This window comes from Shewanella sp. 1180_01 (assembly GCF_052850535.1).
The window spans coordinates 1-15,217 of sequence record NZ_VXCT01000047.1; the positions used below are offsets into that span (position 1 = coordinate 1).

Consider the following 15,217-nt stretch of genomic DNA (forward strand, 5'->3'; position numbering starts at 1 on the left):
TAATTTGCTGCCACGATGGGGGTCAGTTTAGACACAATTAAAAGCTGGGAAGGTAAACGCCGCAACCCAGCAGGATTAGCAGCCAAAGTGCTTGCGACGATTCAAGAAGATCCTAAAATATACGCAGCACTTGCCGCTCACTAATATTATTCAAAGGCCCTTCTTGGGTCTTTGAATTTCCCCCTATGTGAATCGCTCTAGGACAGACTGATTCATGCTGGCCTCAAAACTATAGTGGCATAGTGAATTTGGCCACATATAAGTTAATTGTAAAAATTTCAGCTTTTAAATCGAACAAGCAACGTCCTTCTGTTCTAGAACTTCAGCACTACTATCTTGCATTGCTTTCAAAATCATCAAATTACAATCTTGTTCTTTTAACTTTTGTTCAGACTTATGCTTTGGCTCGCTGATATAAGCAACCATCGGCTTGTAAGTAATTGATGCATTGCAGTACATATTAGATAAGCTTCGCCCTTTCTGATTCAGATTCTCCATGCTGGATAACTGAGTACAAAGTTCGGTAAACATAGCCTTGGCTTGTTGGGTGCATTTGGAGAAAGGTGTTGCTTGTTGCTCAAGATCAGAACAAACGCTTGCAGGTCTGACATTCCAGAGTTGGTGCTGAAATCGAATGGTAGTGTCGTTGTACACTAGGCTTTGTGTCGTTACTGTGGTGTTCATTGAATCGAGATACACCCCTGCAATACTATTGCTTACGGTGTGCAGATAAGCTGCAAACAGTTGTGATAGTGGATCCATTACTCTTCCTTAAGCCGCTGCAAACATAATGTTTCATTTATTTTGATATTACGGTGTTATTTATCTCCTGAAAATGACTTTTAGCACGTTTAAAGAACAATGTATTCTCATTCGTTGCGTCAATAACAGAAGGCCAATCTAACCTAGTGTCCCAAAGCATTGGCCCAGGTGGAATTACTTGTTTTGCAATATTTAACTTAATCGGCTCCTCAGTTGATGAGAAGGGGATGTTACACGAGCCATTCGGCCTGCTGCCGATCGGTTTTCTACTCTTATTTTTAGGGGGCTTACTCAGCCTGGTTGCATTACTTCGGTTAATTATCAACAAGCGGCGAACAGGGTCTAACGCCTAACAAGTGCTTTCTGGTACGTGCTGAGTTCGTCTTTTTTCTCCAATTGTGCCCTAAGGATATACACTGGGAAAATTTGGGCGCCCGCACAAACTGTTTGTATGGCTTGATAATAGCATCCGATTTATTTATTAGTTTTTATAATGCGAAAGTTTATCGTAGGCTGATTTGTATGTACTCAATTTTAAGGAGCAGACTTAGCAGGTTTGCTCCCAAATTTCTGGGACCAAACTGGGACCAAATAAGGGGCATAACTGTCCTAGATTGACCGGTTGAGTTTTGAACATAAGAAGTAAAAACAAGGGCATAAGCGTACTCGGCATGCATAGTTCAGGGTTCGACTCCCTCTCTCACCGCCAAATTCAAGTTTAAAGACGTCCTAGGGCGTCTTTTTTCTTATCTGTATTTTATAAAAATCAATAACTTACCATCCTATATTGTTTAATACTATCCTACAGCATCCGAAATCTTTAGTAATGCCAAAAGTAATGCCAAGGAAATTTGGCAAATTTATGCATTACTTTTCACTTCAAAAAATACCCATTTTCTATGTCGTTTTTTTACTTGATTTTCTCGATTTTATAGCCCAGATTTAACTTGGCAATATCCTGATTTATCTGAATTTATTCAGTGATAAGTAATGCTTGATTTTAGAGTGCGAAATAATGCCAAAATCAAGCATTACTTTGGGGCTTAATTTGAGGGAGGAGAACGGTATGGGAAGAAGTACAAATAAGCTGACTGCAAAAGCGGTGCTCAATGCTAAAGCGGAAGCAAAGCCCTATAGATTGTCAGATGGTGGCAATCTCTATCTCTATGTGCGCACAGCAGGGAAAACATGGGAATTTCGATACATACGCCCCTCCACCAGCAAACCCACCTATTTTGGTTTAGGCTCATACCCTGACGTATCCTTAGCTGAGGCGAGAGATAAAGCACTAGAAGCGCGAAAACATTTGGCCGAAGGCATCGACCCCCAATTACTTAAAGTTGAAAACAAATTAAAAGCGGCAACAGAGAACGCTCAAACTCTCAAGCATATTGCACAAATGTGGATGGACTCAAAGCAGGGAAGTATTAAGGCTAAAACCATTGAAGGTAATTGGCGCAAGCTTGAGCTGTATGCCTTCCCTAAGCTGGGGAGTATTGCGATTAGCAGACTCACGGCTCCTATAGCCATTGCCGCGCTCAAGCCCCTTGAACAGAAGGGGCATCTTGAAACGGTTAAACGTACCGCTCAGTTACTGAATGAAATCATGAACTATTCGGTTAACTCTGGTTACATTCATGCCAATCCGTTGTCAGGTATTCGAGAAGTTTTTAGAAAAAGCAAAGTGGAGCATCTGAAGGCATTAAAACCAGCAGAGCTAGCTGAGTTGTTGCAGACCATTGCAAACGCCAATTTATTGTTAACGACCCGGTGTTTGATTGAATGGCAATTGCACACAATGACCAGGCCAAATGAAGCGGCCGGAGCCCGTTGGGAAGAAATCGATTTTGATGCCAAGCTTTGGACTATTCCTGAATCACGCATGAAAATGAATCGTGAGCATATTATCCCGCTTACAGAGCATGCTCTCGCGATACTCGAAACTGTTAAGCCGATTAGTGAACAGAGCCAATTTGTCTTTCCATCATCTAAAGATCCTAAAAAGCACACAGATCCTGAAACCATCAACAAAGCATTAGGGCGAATGGGATTAAAGGGAAGAACAACGGGGCATGGTTTACGCTCACTGGCGAGTACTACCTTAAACGAGCAAGGCTTTGATGGTGATGTTATTGAGGCAGCGTTAGCCCATGTTGATAAAAACCAAATCCGCAGTGCCTATAATCGCACGACCTACCTAGAGCGACGGACCAAGTTAATGGAGTGGTGGAGCAACCATATTGCCACTGCAGCAGTTGGCTCTTTGTCAGTAACAGCTACTTCAAGAAAATTAGGGGCATGACCTGTAAGTCCGAATAGAGATTATCTCCCTGAGTCAAAAGGTTAGGGGACGTGACAAACGAATCTAACCTGTTAAGTCCGACTCAGGGTTGTTACTCTTACTTCATGACTAACCTAAAGCCAAGCCAATGACTATTGACCAGAACCAGCATTTGCACCAACTAAACGCTTTAGCTGCAAGCCATTCTGAGGTGGCGGTATTATGGCTTTATGGTTCGCAGGCGAAAGGAAATGCTAGCGAGCATAGCGATTGGGATTTAGCCGTCGCATTCGACCCGGTAAAGGCGGACAGTGTGCTTGATACTCGTATTAGAGCCGAACTGCTCGCTATGGATTGGCAAAGGGCATTGGGGCTAGCCGAAGGGAAGCTTTCCGTTGTCGATATCAATCTAGCACCTATCCCTCTGGCTTTCGGAATCATTAATGCCAACAAACTTATCTTTAGTCGAGATGAAGGTCGAAGAATGCAAGAAAAGTCTCGCATTATGTCGCAAATGGAACTCGATTATTCAGCCCCAAGCCACTTTATTATTTTGGATAATGCCTATATCACGTCATTGAGTTTAAGCCTTAGCCAGTACCAAGCCGAGTTTGGAGAGTTACGTCAATTAGTTAGCCAGCGTTCCTTATCTAATCTCGAATATCGAGCAGCAGAGCGAATACTACAGGTCTCTATTGAAGCTTGCATTTGCATTGCAAAACATTGGGCTAAAGCACTGGCTGGATATAGTCCGCAGGATGCTTACCAAGCATTTGAGATCCTGTGTCAACGAGGTGCACAACCAGCCGATGAGTTAAATGACTGGCGTAAAGTGATATGCCTGCGTAATGCACTGGTACATGATCATTTGAATATTGACCCTGAGATCATCCGCAGTGTGATCTCTCAAGGTTATAGCGATAGATTATTTGCCTTTGCAGAGCAGGGGTTGGAATGGTTATCGCTTAAGAAGGGCTAAATGGGGCCCTCTTGGCTTTTATATAAGTTAAAAATGAAAATCACTAAAGTGAACTTGTTTGCTTAAAACCTAAGACTGGGGTGTTTGTGTTTATTACACTTTTGAATTTAAGCTCTCGTCTGTGTTGCCATCAAGTTTAGCATTGTTAACTCTTTGCCTAGTCAAAACATCCATTCAACAAGTTAGCCTTACTGCATTCAATGATTTCTTCATGTTTACTCTAGTCCCCACTTTTCCAGCTTGAGTATTGGCTCAACCTTGGGATCGGCTGCGGTGGCTGATTTTGGTATTTTCGTTATCCTGAGTACCCTGATTTATATGTTATCTCAAAATCAATTGGCTCAGGCTTAGGTTGACACACAGGGACCTTGTTTGCTATTTCTGCTATTAGTAGCAGAAATAGCAAACAGTTAAGGATATAAGTCTATGGAAAGAGTGGTTCAGCTATCGTCAGTCAATTTGAATAAAAGTACCGCCTCTGTCATAAAATTTTTGATGGATAAGGGTAGGCCGATATTTTTCAGGGTGCCTGATAATAAGAATGCGTGGGTTATCAAACGTGGACAGGATGAGTATCATTTAAAGGACTTAATGAAGGAAATCCTATCTAATGCAAATAAAGTAACTCATTGCAGGGATATGACACAACAGATTAAAAATAAAAGTAATTTAATCAATGAGGTAAAGCAAATAAATAGGGTCTGCTACGGTTGTCTTGAAGCAGTAGATCTTCCAGTGCTTATTGCACAAAAAAGACTAACAATCAACTTGTTAAGCGTGATAATGACTTTTGACACGAGTGGTGAGTTGATTTTAGCTCCAGAAATTAACCTAAAGCCTAATATGAATTCGATTGAAGATTATTCAATGCTGAGTCCTTCAGCCTTGATTTCAGTCTCTTGTAGCGAAATTGTATTTACCCATAAAACTGTTGAACATTGGGCTGAAGATAATAGTACATTAAATCAAATAGTTGGATTTGATGTCACCTTCGATTCATTAGCTGTCTATGAGGCAGATATTCTCAAATTTATACACAATGATCTAGATTCTATCCCTGATGATAGTCCTTATTATATTCCCACTGAATTACGTGGTCGTTCCAAGCTTGATCAATTGGCTGTGATTGGTTTTTTACTGTTTGAAGCTCTAAACAACAAGTGGATAAACTCAAATAAATTGGCAATAATACTGCAAAATAAGCTTGGTTATAAACAGACTATGGCAGAGTCAGCCGCATTTTTTATTAATGCAGAACCTGGTGGTATAAAAGGTTCTCATGCGTCAGTTGCATCTAATGATAAATACCCTAATTGCCAGTTTCCATTTTTAGTTGAAGCACTTAGAATTAGCAAATTTTTTAAAAGTGATTGTGATAATAAAGTTAGTTCTGAAGTGGTCGAGTTTTTGGGAACATGCGGATTTCGTCACGAAAACTGCAAGTATGGAGAGTTATTGGTTCGTTATCTAAAAGTAAAATAAATGATTTGGAGAGGTTGTAAATCTAATATTTTCAGTGTGTTACTTATTGCTTGGTGAGTCGACCTTCCTTTACCCTCCTATTTTATCCTTGTTTTTCGTATAAAGTTGCCTGAAATCAACCAACTCAACAACCGATGAGGGCAACTATGAATGACAATCAGCCTAGCTATTCAATTATTAGACTTGTTAACGTTATTCAGTTAACTGGATTATCACGCTCTACTATCTATGACAAACAAAACCCGCGTTCTCCGCGATACGATCCGACTTTCCCTAAAAAGGTGACACTTGGTGCCAGAGCGGTAGGCTGGTATTTCGGTGAGGTTGAAGCATGGCTTAAATCAATAAGAGTTCAGTAATGGATTAAAGATTTTTTGTTCACTAATCCTATTACTTATTATCAAAGGAAAACTGATATGTCTTAACGTTTTGAAAATAAAAACTTACCTCCGCGGCGGTATAATAAAAATATATATATTACATTTCCAGTATCTAATGGAGTTTTTCCTCGAATAGGAGAAGGTACTCTGTTAGGTAATACGATACTTGAAACTTATTTAATTACTAAAGCAGCATATCCCTTAATTGCCAGTACAGCACTTGCTGCTATTTCTACCGCCTTACAGGTGCATATAGATGTTGAACTACCAACAGGGAAGATTTGTCCAATCTCGCTTAACTTATTAACTTGTGCTGATTCAGGTGAGCGAAAATCTACGGTTGAAAATTTATTAATGGCAGGGATTAAAAATTACCAAAAAAAGCGTGAATTATCTTGTAAAGAACAGTTAATTAAGTATGAGATTTTGAGAGAGGTACATGATGCTAAATCCAAGTCGCTTAAAAAAAGATTGCTCAGAAATGCAGGAATCTAGGAACACAGAAAATGAAGTAAGTGAAGTAAATGAAATAAATGATCCTTTACAAGAGTTGATCGAGCATGAAGCAAAACAACCACAACGGCCAAAGGCTTTCAGAATTATGTATGAGGATAGTACGATAGCGGCGCTTACGTTTGGACTCAAGAATGACTCACCACATGCGTATCTTGGGTCAAGTGAGGGCGGTGTGCTAATGAATAGTGCCTTAATGTCAAACACACCTGTGCTTAATGCCATTTGGAGTGGAGATGATGTCACTGTTGCAAGAAAAACAACAGATTCTTATACGCTTTCAGGTGTTAGGTTAACTACACATATCATGATCCAGCCTCAAGCATTGAAACGATTTATGGATAAATCACAGGATGTTGTAAGAGGCAATGGTTATCTTTCTCGCTTTTTAGTGTGCTTCCCAATGCCTCTTAGCGGTGGTCGGAAAACCAATGGGATCAGGTATGAGAAAGAATTTATCAATCAATTCAATCAAAGAATAGAAGAATTACTAGAGGGTAAATAAATGGAACGTAGAATAGTAAAATTTTCAGATGACGCGATAGATTTATTGCTAAATATATCTAACGATATTGAATTTAAAATGGCTCCTGGGGGAATTTACGAAAATGCCAGAGATCATGGTTCAAAACTAGCAGAAATGATTGCTAGAGCTGCAGCAAATATTCACTATTTTGAACATAATTTTGACTCTAAAATATCAGTTGAGTCATTAAGAACAGCAATTGACTTGGTGAGCTATTACTCTTTTCACTTTTTAAATAATTTTTGCCCACCACCTATGGAGGTCATTCTGGGGCAAAAGCTAGCTCTATGGTTAAATTCATATCGTGATCGAGGGTATCGGTATATTAAAAAGAATAAGGTCTTACAACTTGGCCCTCCTATGTTAAGGAAAAGCAAGAATTTAAATGATGCGTTGAACGAACTTTTATCGAATAGACTTATTGATGTTTTTGATTATAATACCACGGTTGTTATTGATTTGTATCCTGGAGCTCCTTATGACAGAATTATCTTTGAACGTGATATGAACCTGTTTAATATCAATCAAAATGGTCCTGTGTAGCTTGATTGTTTTCTGCATATAAAATCAGAGTTGGTTTTTATATTGTATAGTTTTGACATCTGCTTCTTGACGAGCATATTTTATTTCAGACTGTTTGTTCTGTGAGGGGCTCGTTTGTTTTCAATTGCTGCGACTCCTAGGTTGTTAATATTATATTGATAATCTAGGGTTGTTATTTTTATAACTTTAAGGTTGGTATGGTGTGTCTCAGTATAACAATAGAAACTTAACCTTATTAAATGCCAAAGAGTTTAGTGGACTGCCAATTCTTCAATTTAAAAATGGAGTCTATGGGGAGTATTTGCACAATAACTTTAACGTTATCTATCACGCATTAAATAGGTATGCAAAGGTTTTCGCTGTGAGAGTTGACTTGAGATTTCCTGACTATTTTGACACCGATAATAACCGTTATGTTACGCGGTTTATTGAATCTCTAAAAGCGAAAATTAACGCAAATTATAATGCAAAGTGTAAAAATACTGAAGGATTTGTGCATCAAAGTGAAGTACTGTATATCTGGGTGCAGGAAACCGGGGAACTTAACCGATCACATTACCATCTTTGTTTGTTTTTTAATGGCAATGCTTATAGAAGTTTAGGTGTATTTGAACTTGGTAGACCTAATTTGTATAACCGAATCGTTAAAGCTTGGGCGAGTGCGCTAGCGTTGGATGTTGTTGCAGCACAAGGCTTAGTTCACTTTCCCAAAGCGCCTTGCTATCTATTAGAGCGTGGTCGGATTCACCTGAACCATACTTTACGTGCGTTGTTTCTGCGGTTAAGTTACTTTGCCAAAGTTGACAGTAAGACCTATGGTGATGGACGTCGTCATTATGGCTGTAGTCGATTATTGGGTAGGCTACAAGTTGATGATTAACTTACTTTGTACGATTGCTGCTAGTACAAATAGGAAAGTAAAGGGCAAGGGGCTCAAATCCCTTGCTTTTGTGTTTATTGAGAGTAGCAGTATATTCATAATCGCTCATCCATGCGAAGACCTCTTTGCTGATCCATCTCTATCAATATCCGGCTTCTTTTTGGTGACGGATACACAATACGGTCAATCGTTCACCGCCATCATACTGGTACATTGCCAGATAACCCGTATCACCAAAGTCAATCAGCAGTTCCCTAAAGCTAAAGTCATTGTCATCGATAGGCCGGCCAATGTCTGGATAGCTTTCCAGTTTTCTAATGGTATTGATTATGGCGCTGGCAGCGCGTTGTGCGGCGGGGGGATTTTTAGTGCGAAGAAACTCACGTAAGCGCTCTAAATCACGTAATGCAGTGGCGGTGAAGATTATTTGTGGCATGTAGGGGCAGCCTTTTCATTTTCACTTCCCCAGGACTCCAGCCAACTCACCACTTCGTCACCGGTGACATGCAAGCCTGATGTCTGGTGCTCTTCCCATGCGCGTAACGCTTCTTGCTGCAGCGCCTCGCGCTTCTCTTCTCTCTCAACGTATTCACGGATCGCTTCACGCATCATCCAGTGTGATGAACGTTTACGCGTTTCGGCTAAATGCTCGACTCTGGCTTTAATATCGGCATCTAATTTAACCGACACGGGTTTGATTGTGCTCATCTGTTACTCCATAGGTAATGCTTAGTACTACTAGGTAATACCTTAGCATAACGTTGTACAAAAAAATAATGATTACACGGTTTGCTCGTCTGCTCTAGTAACACCATAAGCTCAAGGATATTAGAATGATAATTTGTATCGCTTAACAGGGACACATATTACCTAAGTATCAGGTGAATCATCAGCGTAAGGTAAGAGGGGTAAAAACGATAGCGGCGAATTGTGCCACTATCGTTTAAAGGGTTTGGCTAATGGGTGACTTAGCACTCAATACCGTCGCAGAAGTATTATGACCTTAGCCAATGCCATGCATCGGATATCAGCTCAGCACCGGCCTTTACGCCATTGATGCCCACTTCTGCAGTAGTCAACATTGTGTTTAAGCCAGTTTCTAAACTGCCTGTGACAAGCTTGATCCCAGCATCAGTTATTTCTCCTTGGCTTAAGCAATCGTAACTGTCACTGAGGGTTTGCGCAGTGCCTTTTAGTAGGCATTCTGCAGGCTTAGCAACAAGATCCCCTGGCGTCCCTAGGAGCGTGTTGAGGTTGTCGGGTAGCCCTAGGTATTCGCCAGTCATCTTAGCGGCGGTAGAGGCTAACACGACGTTTGCGACGGTTCCCGTGGCCAGCTTTGAAGCAGTACTTCCCAGTAAGCCTGCTCTGGCAGAGCCTTGCAGGGCAACGTGAGTGAGATTACTGACTTGATTGGAGGTGCTGCTCCCTTCTAAGCATTCATTGACGAATTGCTCGCAATTGTTGGTGGCAACGCCGTATGGGCTGTGACCCAGTTGACTGCGTGCAAGCTCAATAGCTTGATGGGGAAACAGGCTGGACTTTTTCACTCTGATCTTATGACCACCAGCAAATTGCTGCAGATCGATTTCTTCGATAATGCCCTGTTTAGATAAGTGAATGACATTGCCATGGCCAACATACAGGCCATGGTGTTCGGTTAAGCCAAGAAAATCGATATTGGTGACGAGGTGATCACCAGGTTGTAGTACTTGCATGAATATTTTCCTTAGCCAAGGTTCTATCATTGCGACGTGCTATTTCGCCATGCAGCCTTGGTAAGGCTGTACGTGTTCGCGTTGATAGTCAGTTGGCTGTGTGAGGATTTAAAATGAGACGCTATCCATTACTGATAAGCGCGGGTTAGATTTCTAACTCGACAAAGTCTTTATCGATATCGTCTTGCTCAATACCGATATACCGCAGGGTGGTTTCTTCGGCGCTATGCCTGAGCATCTTCATTACTCGGCCAATATCTTTGGTTTGTTGATACAGCAGATAGCCTCGTGTCTTACGCATTGAGTGGGTGCCTAAGGCGATTTTGAGCTCTTCACCAATCATCGCTAGGGCGCGGCAAATATAGCGGCGCGATAAAGGCGCGGGTTTAATGTGCTTCGCCCGTTGATTACGGTAGGACTGAAACAGATAGATATGGTTAGGATGCTCGCGCGCAATACGCTGTATCCGTTCCAGCGTCTTTTGGTTGAGTTTGATATTGGCAATTTTGCCGGTTTTAGATTCCTTAATGATAAGTCTATCGCCGTGGATATCACTGAACTTAATCGAGAGTAAGTCAGAGATCCGCAGGGCGAGATTAAGGCCGATATTCCACACATCGGCCAGTTGCTGGCTAAACTGTCTTTCCAGTAGGTAGCTGATAAGCTTAACGGTGTCTTGATCTTTAACGGCTTGAACTTCAGGCATGGTCATGTTCCTCTTTTTTGCTATAGCGTGTTTTTGGGCACTTGCGTTGTTGAGATCCGCATGAGGAAAGGGGTTGAGTGTTCCCGTTTTATGGTTACGGGAACTTGCAGGCGTTCAACAACATTGAAATAACGATGCGGGTTAATCCAAGCTCACTTCTACTTGATAGACTTCCATCTGGTGGTAACTGACAAGGTTATCGCTGAACAACTTAATCAGCCCCTGTGATTCCCGCTCCCCAATCCAACCGCTAAACAGGCTATAGACCTGCTTGCTGTTAAAGCAGAGATCGATATCTTTAACCAGTTCAGGGAAGGGATGACCGCGAAATGCAAAGTCGGTGATGTAGACGAAACGCCAGTGATCTTGCTGTTTCTCTAGTCGTACTTCAACGGGATGAAAGCCACCAGCTTCGGCGCTGTAATCTGGAACTCTAAAATTGAGCGTGATCGCATTGGCATCTTTTGGATCGACGTTAGCCAGTTCCTTTTCAATGACTTGGTAAAAGCGATTAGGCATCGTTGGCAGTTGGTTACGGTTAATGATTAACTTCATGGGATATTCCTTCTTTGATTTACGCGCACACGCAAGAGCCTAGGAGCTAAAACTCCTGGGCTCTTGCTGTGTTTGCTGGTGGGGTAAAAATTGCGTGAAACGAGTCTGATGGAGCGTGATGAGGTATTTAGGATGCGCTTTGGTGTTACAAGGTTATCGAAGGGCTGTGTGTTAATGTGGCTAGTGGTTTGTCAGCGGTTTGATAGACAGCAATATATAAATAACCATGGCTGCCTAATGTATCGGCCTCACAGGTAAAGTCATGGTACTCAATGGTTACGCAGTGCTGCTCTCTTGCATCTATCTCACCGATGACGACTAATCGCTCAAGTTGTTTAACTAATTTTGGGAAAGCGTGATTGAAGCGTTTGTGTACTTCAGGGGAAAACTCACCGACAAAACTTGCTCTGTCATTGAGATAATCCAAATGCAGACCACGCAAAATCAGTCTCGCACCAAAGCGGGGAGATACTTTACGGGGTAGACCCCAGGCGTGCTCAATATCGAAAAGTTTTAGGGTTGTCATAGGAACCTCTATGGTTGAAAGGGTGAAACTTTGGGAGTGGGTTGCTTGTTAGCTGGCGAGCTAAAACAGCTATAAATACAAGTGGCTAACACAAGTGATTAGTGGACTAGATGACACGTAGGTAGCGGTTTGCAAAATTAGGTATGGACGCTCCAATTGGGCTGCTCATTACTGCCATGGTTAAAGTACACACCGTTGATCACCCGTTGCCATTCACCCATAGGCACACCATAAGTGTCACAGGGGCAAATATAGCGGCAAAAGCTGATCTCCTTGGGCAAGTGCTCAACCACATCACGGTGAAACACACTCAATACGGTTTTATGCAGCTTTGGATTAGGTGCCACAATTGGCTTGCCAATCACTTGGCCCATGGCATTAAGTGGCCGCACAAACATCGGCAAAATCAACTCAATCACTAATCGGTTACGCAGTTCTGGAAACGCGGCGCAGGCCTCAGCAACGCAGGCCTGCGAAAAGCTGTCGGTAAATTCAATCATGTTGAACTCCTTAATTGGGAGTGATAAAAAGCAGCTTGAATGCGGGGCTAAAGTAAGCCTCGCTCAGCAAAGGACACTGGCGTACGGCCAACCACAATATGGTCAAGCACTCGCACATCAATAAGTCCCAGTGCGTCGGTTAACCGTTTAGTGATGTTTTTATCTGCAGCCGAAGGTTCAGACTCGCCGGATGGATGGTTGTGGGCAAAGATGACCGCCGCCGCATTAACGGCCAACACAGCTTTAACCACTTCTCGGGGATAGACGCTGGCGGCATCTAAGGTGCCAAAGAACAACTCTTTAAATTCAAGTAATTGATGCTGATTATCGAGCAGCATCACCGCAAACACCTCCCGCTCATAACCGCCCAGTTTGTAAGTTAAAAAATCCTTAGTGGCCTGAGGGTTGGTATAGGCGTCCTTCTTCACATACCGTTCGGCAATGATATTGGCGGCAGAGGCTAGGATCGCTTCGGCAGTCTGCTGCCACTGGTTGATCGGCTGGTCTATTGAGTTGTTAGGTTCAGCTTTTGTGGGTATCGCTTTTGTTGACATATCAGGCTCCTTGAAAGCATTAATGGGCTTATGCACTGGAGTGATATATATCTAAAAAAATGTCGAATTGGATGTTTGGGAAATGCGTTCGGGCGTGGGTTCAATTGATGGCGAAGACCATGCTTAAAGTAGGCGCTGCAAGTTTAAAAATACCGTCACTGGTTATTGAATGAGATTAACTACCAGGACCTCATCATGAAACTAATAAGACTAAAAGACGTTATCGGTTGCACCGGCCATTCTCGCTCAACTATCTACAAATATATTGATGAAGGTATTATTCCTAAGTCAGTATCAGGTGATAGGACCGTTGCATGGGGGAGGGTGAGATACAGAAATGGATTTTGGAAAAAATAGGAGTATGGGTTGTGTGATCATGAACAACATATGAGCGTTTCTAGCATATTACAATTGTTCATCATGATACTGATTAAAAGAGAGTATCTTCTTTCGGTTGATTTACTTGAGAAATATTTATGGATGACAAACTGAGTGCACTGCGTATGGAGCTTTTCCCTGAAGAGTATGATTTCATTTATGATAGCGGTAGTGATTCTTACAATCGTAGGCATGGTATCAATCCTATGTCTGTTGAGTATCAGGAAACAGTAAATAAACGTCGCTTAGAAATGGGAGTACAACCATTTGTTGTTGAGAGAGTGACGTCACGAATGCCTGATAGAAATATGGAAAGCCACCTTCCACTTGAAAACGCTACATTAATTACTTCATTTGAATACTGTAGACGATATTTGTTAGCACACTCTTAAGATCACACCAACAAACTCACCGTGCTAATGTTTATCTCACATTCCTACCATAGAAAATGGGGGGATCTGATGAGGTTCAAACTGCCAATTAGCATTTGAGCACGAATAGACCGTTTGATAGACTTTATTTGCTGAGTTTTAATATTAATTGCGATAAGATACTTAGTAATTAAATCATTAAGTTTGAACAAGTTTTGTTCAGAAAAACATAGGTTTACTCTTTCGTATGGAACAATCAGAAGAGCTTGTCAAAATTGGCTTTAAATTTGGCAAAAATGGTGCACATTCAGCGCGTAGTATGATGATTCAAGAATTATCAACACTGTTGTTCTCTTGTCCTGAAAATTCGAAGCGTCCAGACTATGAAAGAGATATTGTCGAGTTCAATATTTTACACAAGCCGACTGAAAAATCTCGCAAGTTAACTTATCGTCATCTAGTTGATCTTTATGGACTTTCATTAGAAGTGCCATTGTTCAACATCTTACGTAAATTTTGGGCGTTATCAGAAGATGCGCATGCCATCTTGGCATTACAGCTAGCTGTTGCACGAGATCCTATATTAAGAGGCTCAGCAGAGCTGATCTTAAACCTTGAGCCTGGTGAACATATTTCCCGTGAAACAGTAGAAGCTCATTTGGCCAAAGATGATCCCGCACGCTTCAGCCCTGCCTCACTAAAATCATTTGCTCAGAATATTAATGGTACTTGGACCCAAGCAGGTTATTTGACCGGTAAAGCAAAAAAATATCGCGCGATGCCAAAAGTTACCTATATCCATGTTGCCTATGCATTATTTCTCGCGCATTGTAATGGCCTATCTGGCCAGAGAATGTTTGACAGCTTTTGGTGCAAATTGTTAAGCCAAGATAAAGCCAGGCTTTTTGAGCTAGCGCATAGCGCATCGCTTCGAGGACTGATTAACTTCAAGCAAGCCAGTGAAGTGGTCGAAGTCACGTTTCCAAATATTGAAATACCTAAGGTGTAGGTAATGTCAGATAGATTATCAAAACTGTTAAACAGCTATGAAAGTCATATTAGTCTTCCATGGCCATCAACTGTGTCTGCGGATGAACGAACCATTTTTTTGGTTTATCACAAAGAAGATGAGCTAAAACTAAGAGCCCGGATAGGCGAGTTTGAACAGGCCACTACGCAGTATAGTCACCCTTGGACGCTATTGGACTTAACCAACAGCTTTGAAACATGGATGTCTGAACAAGATTACAAAGAAACCTATTTTGAAGACCCTGAGTACCTTACAGGCCTTTATGGTGATTTTGCTCATGAACTCGTTGAACGTCTTACAAAACAGTTTGTCGATGACCAAGATGAAAATGAAGTCATCGCAATGTTAGGCTGCGGTACGTTATTTGGTTTTGCTTCAGTATCAGGGCTTGTTGAAGCCGTAGCAGAACACGTAAAGGGACGCTTGGTGATATTTTTCCCAGGCGAAGTGCATAACAATAATTTTCAATTACTAGATGCAAAAGACGGTTGGGGATATCACGCCACCGCAATTTCAGCTAATTCATAGGGATC

21 protein-coding genes and 1 pseudogene are annotated in these 15,217 nt (G+C 41.7%); 13 read left to right on the top strand and 9 right to left on the bottom strand.

Annotated elements, in window-relative coordinates; genetic code table 11:
* Positions 1-15: 15 nt before the first annotated feature.
* Positions 16-144 (top strand): NadS family protein, encoded by a 129-nt coding sequence (nadS, locus tag FW758_RS18880; protein ID WP_446446208.1) that lies wholly within the window; start codon positions 16-18, stop codon positions 142-144.
* A gap of 141 nt (positions 145-285) precedes the next feature.
* Here nadS and FW758_RS18885 read toward each other — a convergent pair whose 3' ends face one another.
* Positions 286-762: a hypothetical protein gene (locus FW758_RS18885; protein ID WP_446446209.1), complete on the bottom strand. Its 477-nt coding sequence runs from the start codon at positions 760-762 to the stop codon at positions 286-288.
* A 146-nt stretch (positions 763-908) separates the two neighbouring features.
* Here FW758_RS18885 and FW758_RS18890 point away from each other — a divergent pair, with 146 nt between their 5' ends.
* The 8 genes and pseudogenes from FW758_RS18890 (at position 909) to FW758_RS18925 (ending at position 8,346) form a co-directional block, all read left to right on the top strand.
* Positions 909-1,115: a DUF3955 domain-containing protein gene (locus FW758_RS18890; protein ID WP_446446210.1), complete on the top strand. Its 207-nt coding sequence runs from the start codon at positions 909-911 to the stop codon at positions 1,113-1,115.
* 713 nt (positions 1,116-1,828) lie between these two features.
* The gene (locus FW758_RS18895; RefSeq protein ID WP_446446228.1) at positions 1,829-3,064 is read left to right on the top strand and encodes a tyrosine-type recombinase/integrase; all 1,236 of its coding nucleotides are present in this window, start codon (positions 1,829-1,831) and stop codon (positions 3,062-3,064) included.
* Positions 3,065-3,191: 127 nt separating this feature from the next.
* Positions 3,192-4,022, top strand: a complete 831-nt coding sequence (gene hepT, locus FW758_RS18900) for a type VII toxin-antitoxin system HepT family RNase toxin (RefSeq protein ID WP_446446211.1) — start codon at positions 3,192-3,194, stop codon at positions 4,020-4,022.
* A gap of 426 nt (positions 4,023-4,448) precedes the next feature.
* On the top strand, positions 4,449-5,504 hold the full coding sequence (locus tag FW758_RS18905) for a hypothetical protein (protein WP_446446212.1): 1,056 nt from the start codon (positions 4,449-4,451) through the stop codon (positions 5,502-5,504).
* A 146-nt stretch (positions 5,505-5,650) separates the two neighbouring features.
* Positions 5,651-5,863, top strand: a complete 213-nt coding sequence (locus FW758_RS18910; RefSeq protein WP_113939558.1) for an AlpA family phage regulatory protein — start codon at positions 5,651-5,653, stop codon at positions 5,861-5,863.
* A 267-nt stretch (positions 5,864-6,130) separates the two neighbouring features.
* Positions 6,131-6,379, top strand: a complete 249-nt coding sequence (locus tag FW758_RS18915; protein ID WP_446446213.1) for a DUF3987 domain-containing protein — start codon at positions 6,131-6,133, stop codon at positions 6,377-6,379.
* Positions 6,366-7,466 (top strand): annotated as a pseudogene (locus FW758_RS18920) (DUF3987 domain-containing protein). The gene FW758_RS18915 and the pseudogene FW758_RS18920 overlap by 14 nt, the downstream one beginning before the upstream one ends.
* A 202-nt stretch (positions 7,467-7,668) precedes the next feature.
* Positions 7,669-8,346: an inovirus Gp2 family protein gene (locus FW758_RS18925; RefSeq protein ID WP_259506688.1), complete on the top strand. Its 678-nt coding sequence runs from the start codon at positions 7,669-7,671 to the stop codon at positions 8,344-8,346.
* Positions 8,347-8,488: 142 nt separating this feature from the next.
* Here the strand turns inward: FW758_RS18925 and FW758_RS18930 are convergent, their stop codons facing one another.
* The 8 genes from FW758_RS18930 to radC all read right to left on the bottom strand — a co-directional run bounded on the left by FW758_RS18930 (position 8,489) and on the right by radC (position 12,905).
* Positions 8,489-8,782, bottom strand: coding sequence for a type II toxin-antitoxin system RelE/ParE family toxin (locus FW758_RS18930; RefSeq protein ID WP_076500099.1), 294 nt, complete (start codon positions 8,780-8,782; stop codon positions 8,489-8,491).
* On the bottom strand, positions 8,770-9,054 hold the full coding sequence (locus FW758_RS18935) for a CopG family ribbon-helix-helix protein (protein ID WP_011920070.1): 285 nt from the start codon (positions 9,052-9,054) through the stop codon (positions 8,770-8,772). Before FW758_RS18935 ends, FW758_RS18930 begins: the two co-directional genes overlap by 13 nt.
* Positions 9,055-9,341: 287 nt before the next feature.
* Positions 9,342-10,064, bottom strand: a complete 723-nt coding sequence (locus FW758_RS18940; protein WP_446446214.1) for a lecithin retinol acyltransferase family protein — start codon at positions 10,062-10,064, stop codon at positions 9,342-9,344.
* 145 nt (positions 10,065-10,209) lie between these two features.
* Positions 10,210-10,770 (bottom strand): tyrosine-type recombinase/integrase, encoded by a 561-nt coding sequence (locus FW758_RS18945; RefSeq protein ID WP_446446215.1) that lies wholly within the window; start codon positions 10,768-10,770, stop codon positions 10,210-10,212.
* A gap of 141 nt (positions 10,771-10,911) precedes the next feature.
* Positions 10,912-11,325 (bottom strand): DUF2787 domain-containing protein, encoded by a 414-nt coding sequence (locus tag FW758_RS18950; protein ID WP_446446216.1) that lies wholly within the window; start codon positions 11,323-11,325, stop codon positions 10,912-10,914.
* Between the two features lie 145 nt (positions 11,326-11,470).
* Positions 11,471-11,851 carry a type IV toxin-antitoxin system YeeU family antitoxin gene (locus FW758_RS18955; protein WP_446446217.1) on the bottom strand — a complete coding sequence of 127 codons (381 nt, stop codon included), beginning with the start codon at positions 11,849-11,851 and terminating at the stop codon, positions 11,471-11,473.
* 137 nt (positions 11,852-11,988) lie between these two features.
* Positions 11,989-12,351 (bottom strand): hypothetical protein, encoded by a 363-nt coding sequence (locus FW758_RS18960; protein WP_115334774.1) that lies wholly within the window; start codon positions 12,349-12,351, stop codon positions 11,989-11,991.
* 47 nt (positions 12,352-12,398) lie between these two features.
* On the bottom strand, positions 12,399-12,905 hold the full coding sequence (gene radC / locus FW758_RS18965; RefSeq protein ID WP_432361200.1) for a RadC family protein: 507 nt from the start codon (positions 12,903-12,905) through the stop codon (positions 12,399-12,401).
* A 195-nt stretch (positions 12,906-13,100) separates the two neighbouring features.
* Here radC and FW758_RS18970 point away from each other — a divergent pair, with 195 nt between their 5' ends.
* The 4 genes from FW758_RS18970 (at position 13,101) to FW758_RS18985 (ending at position 15,212) form a co-directional block, all read left to right on the top strand.
* The gene (locus tag FW758_RS18970) at positions 13,101-13,262 is read left to right on the top strand and encodes a helix-turn-helix transcriptional regulator (RefSeq protein ID WP_446446218.1); all 162 of its coding nucleotides are present in this window, start codon (positions 13,101-13,103) and stop codon (positions 13,260-13,262) included.
* Between the two features lie 119 nt (positions 13,263-13,381).
* Positions 13,382-13,675 (top strand): hypothetical protein, encoded by a 294-nt coding sequence (locus FW758_RS18975; protein WP_432322588.1) that lies wholly within the window; start codon positions 13,382-13,384, stop codon positions 13,673-13,675.
* A 226-nt stretch (positions 13,676-13,901) separates the two neighbouring features.
* On the top strand, positions 13,902-14,663 hold the full coding sequence (locus tag FW758_RS18980; protein WP_432322587.1) for a hypothetical protein: 762 nt from the start codon (positions 13,902-13,904) through the stop codon (positions 14,661-14,663).
* 3 nt (positions 14,664-14,666) lie between these two features.
* The gene (locus FW758_RS18985) at positions 14,667-15,212 is read left to right on the top strand and encodes a BREX protein BrxB domain-containing protein (RefSeq protein ID WP_432322585.1); all 546 of its coding nucleotides are present in this window, start codon (positions 14,667-14,669) and stop codon (positions 15,210-15,212) included.
* The last annotated feature ends 5 nt before the right edge of the window (positions 15,213-15,217 follow it).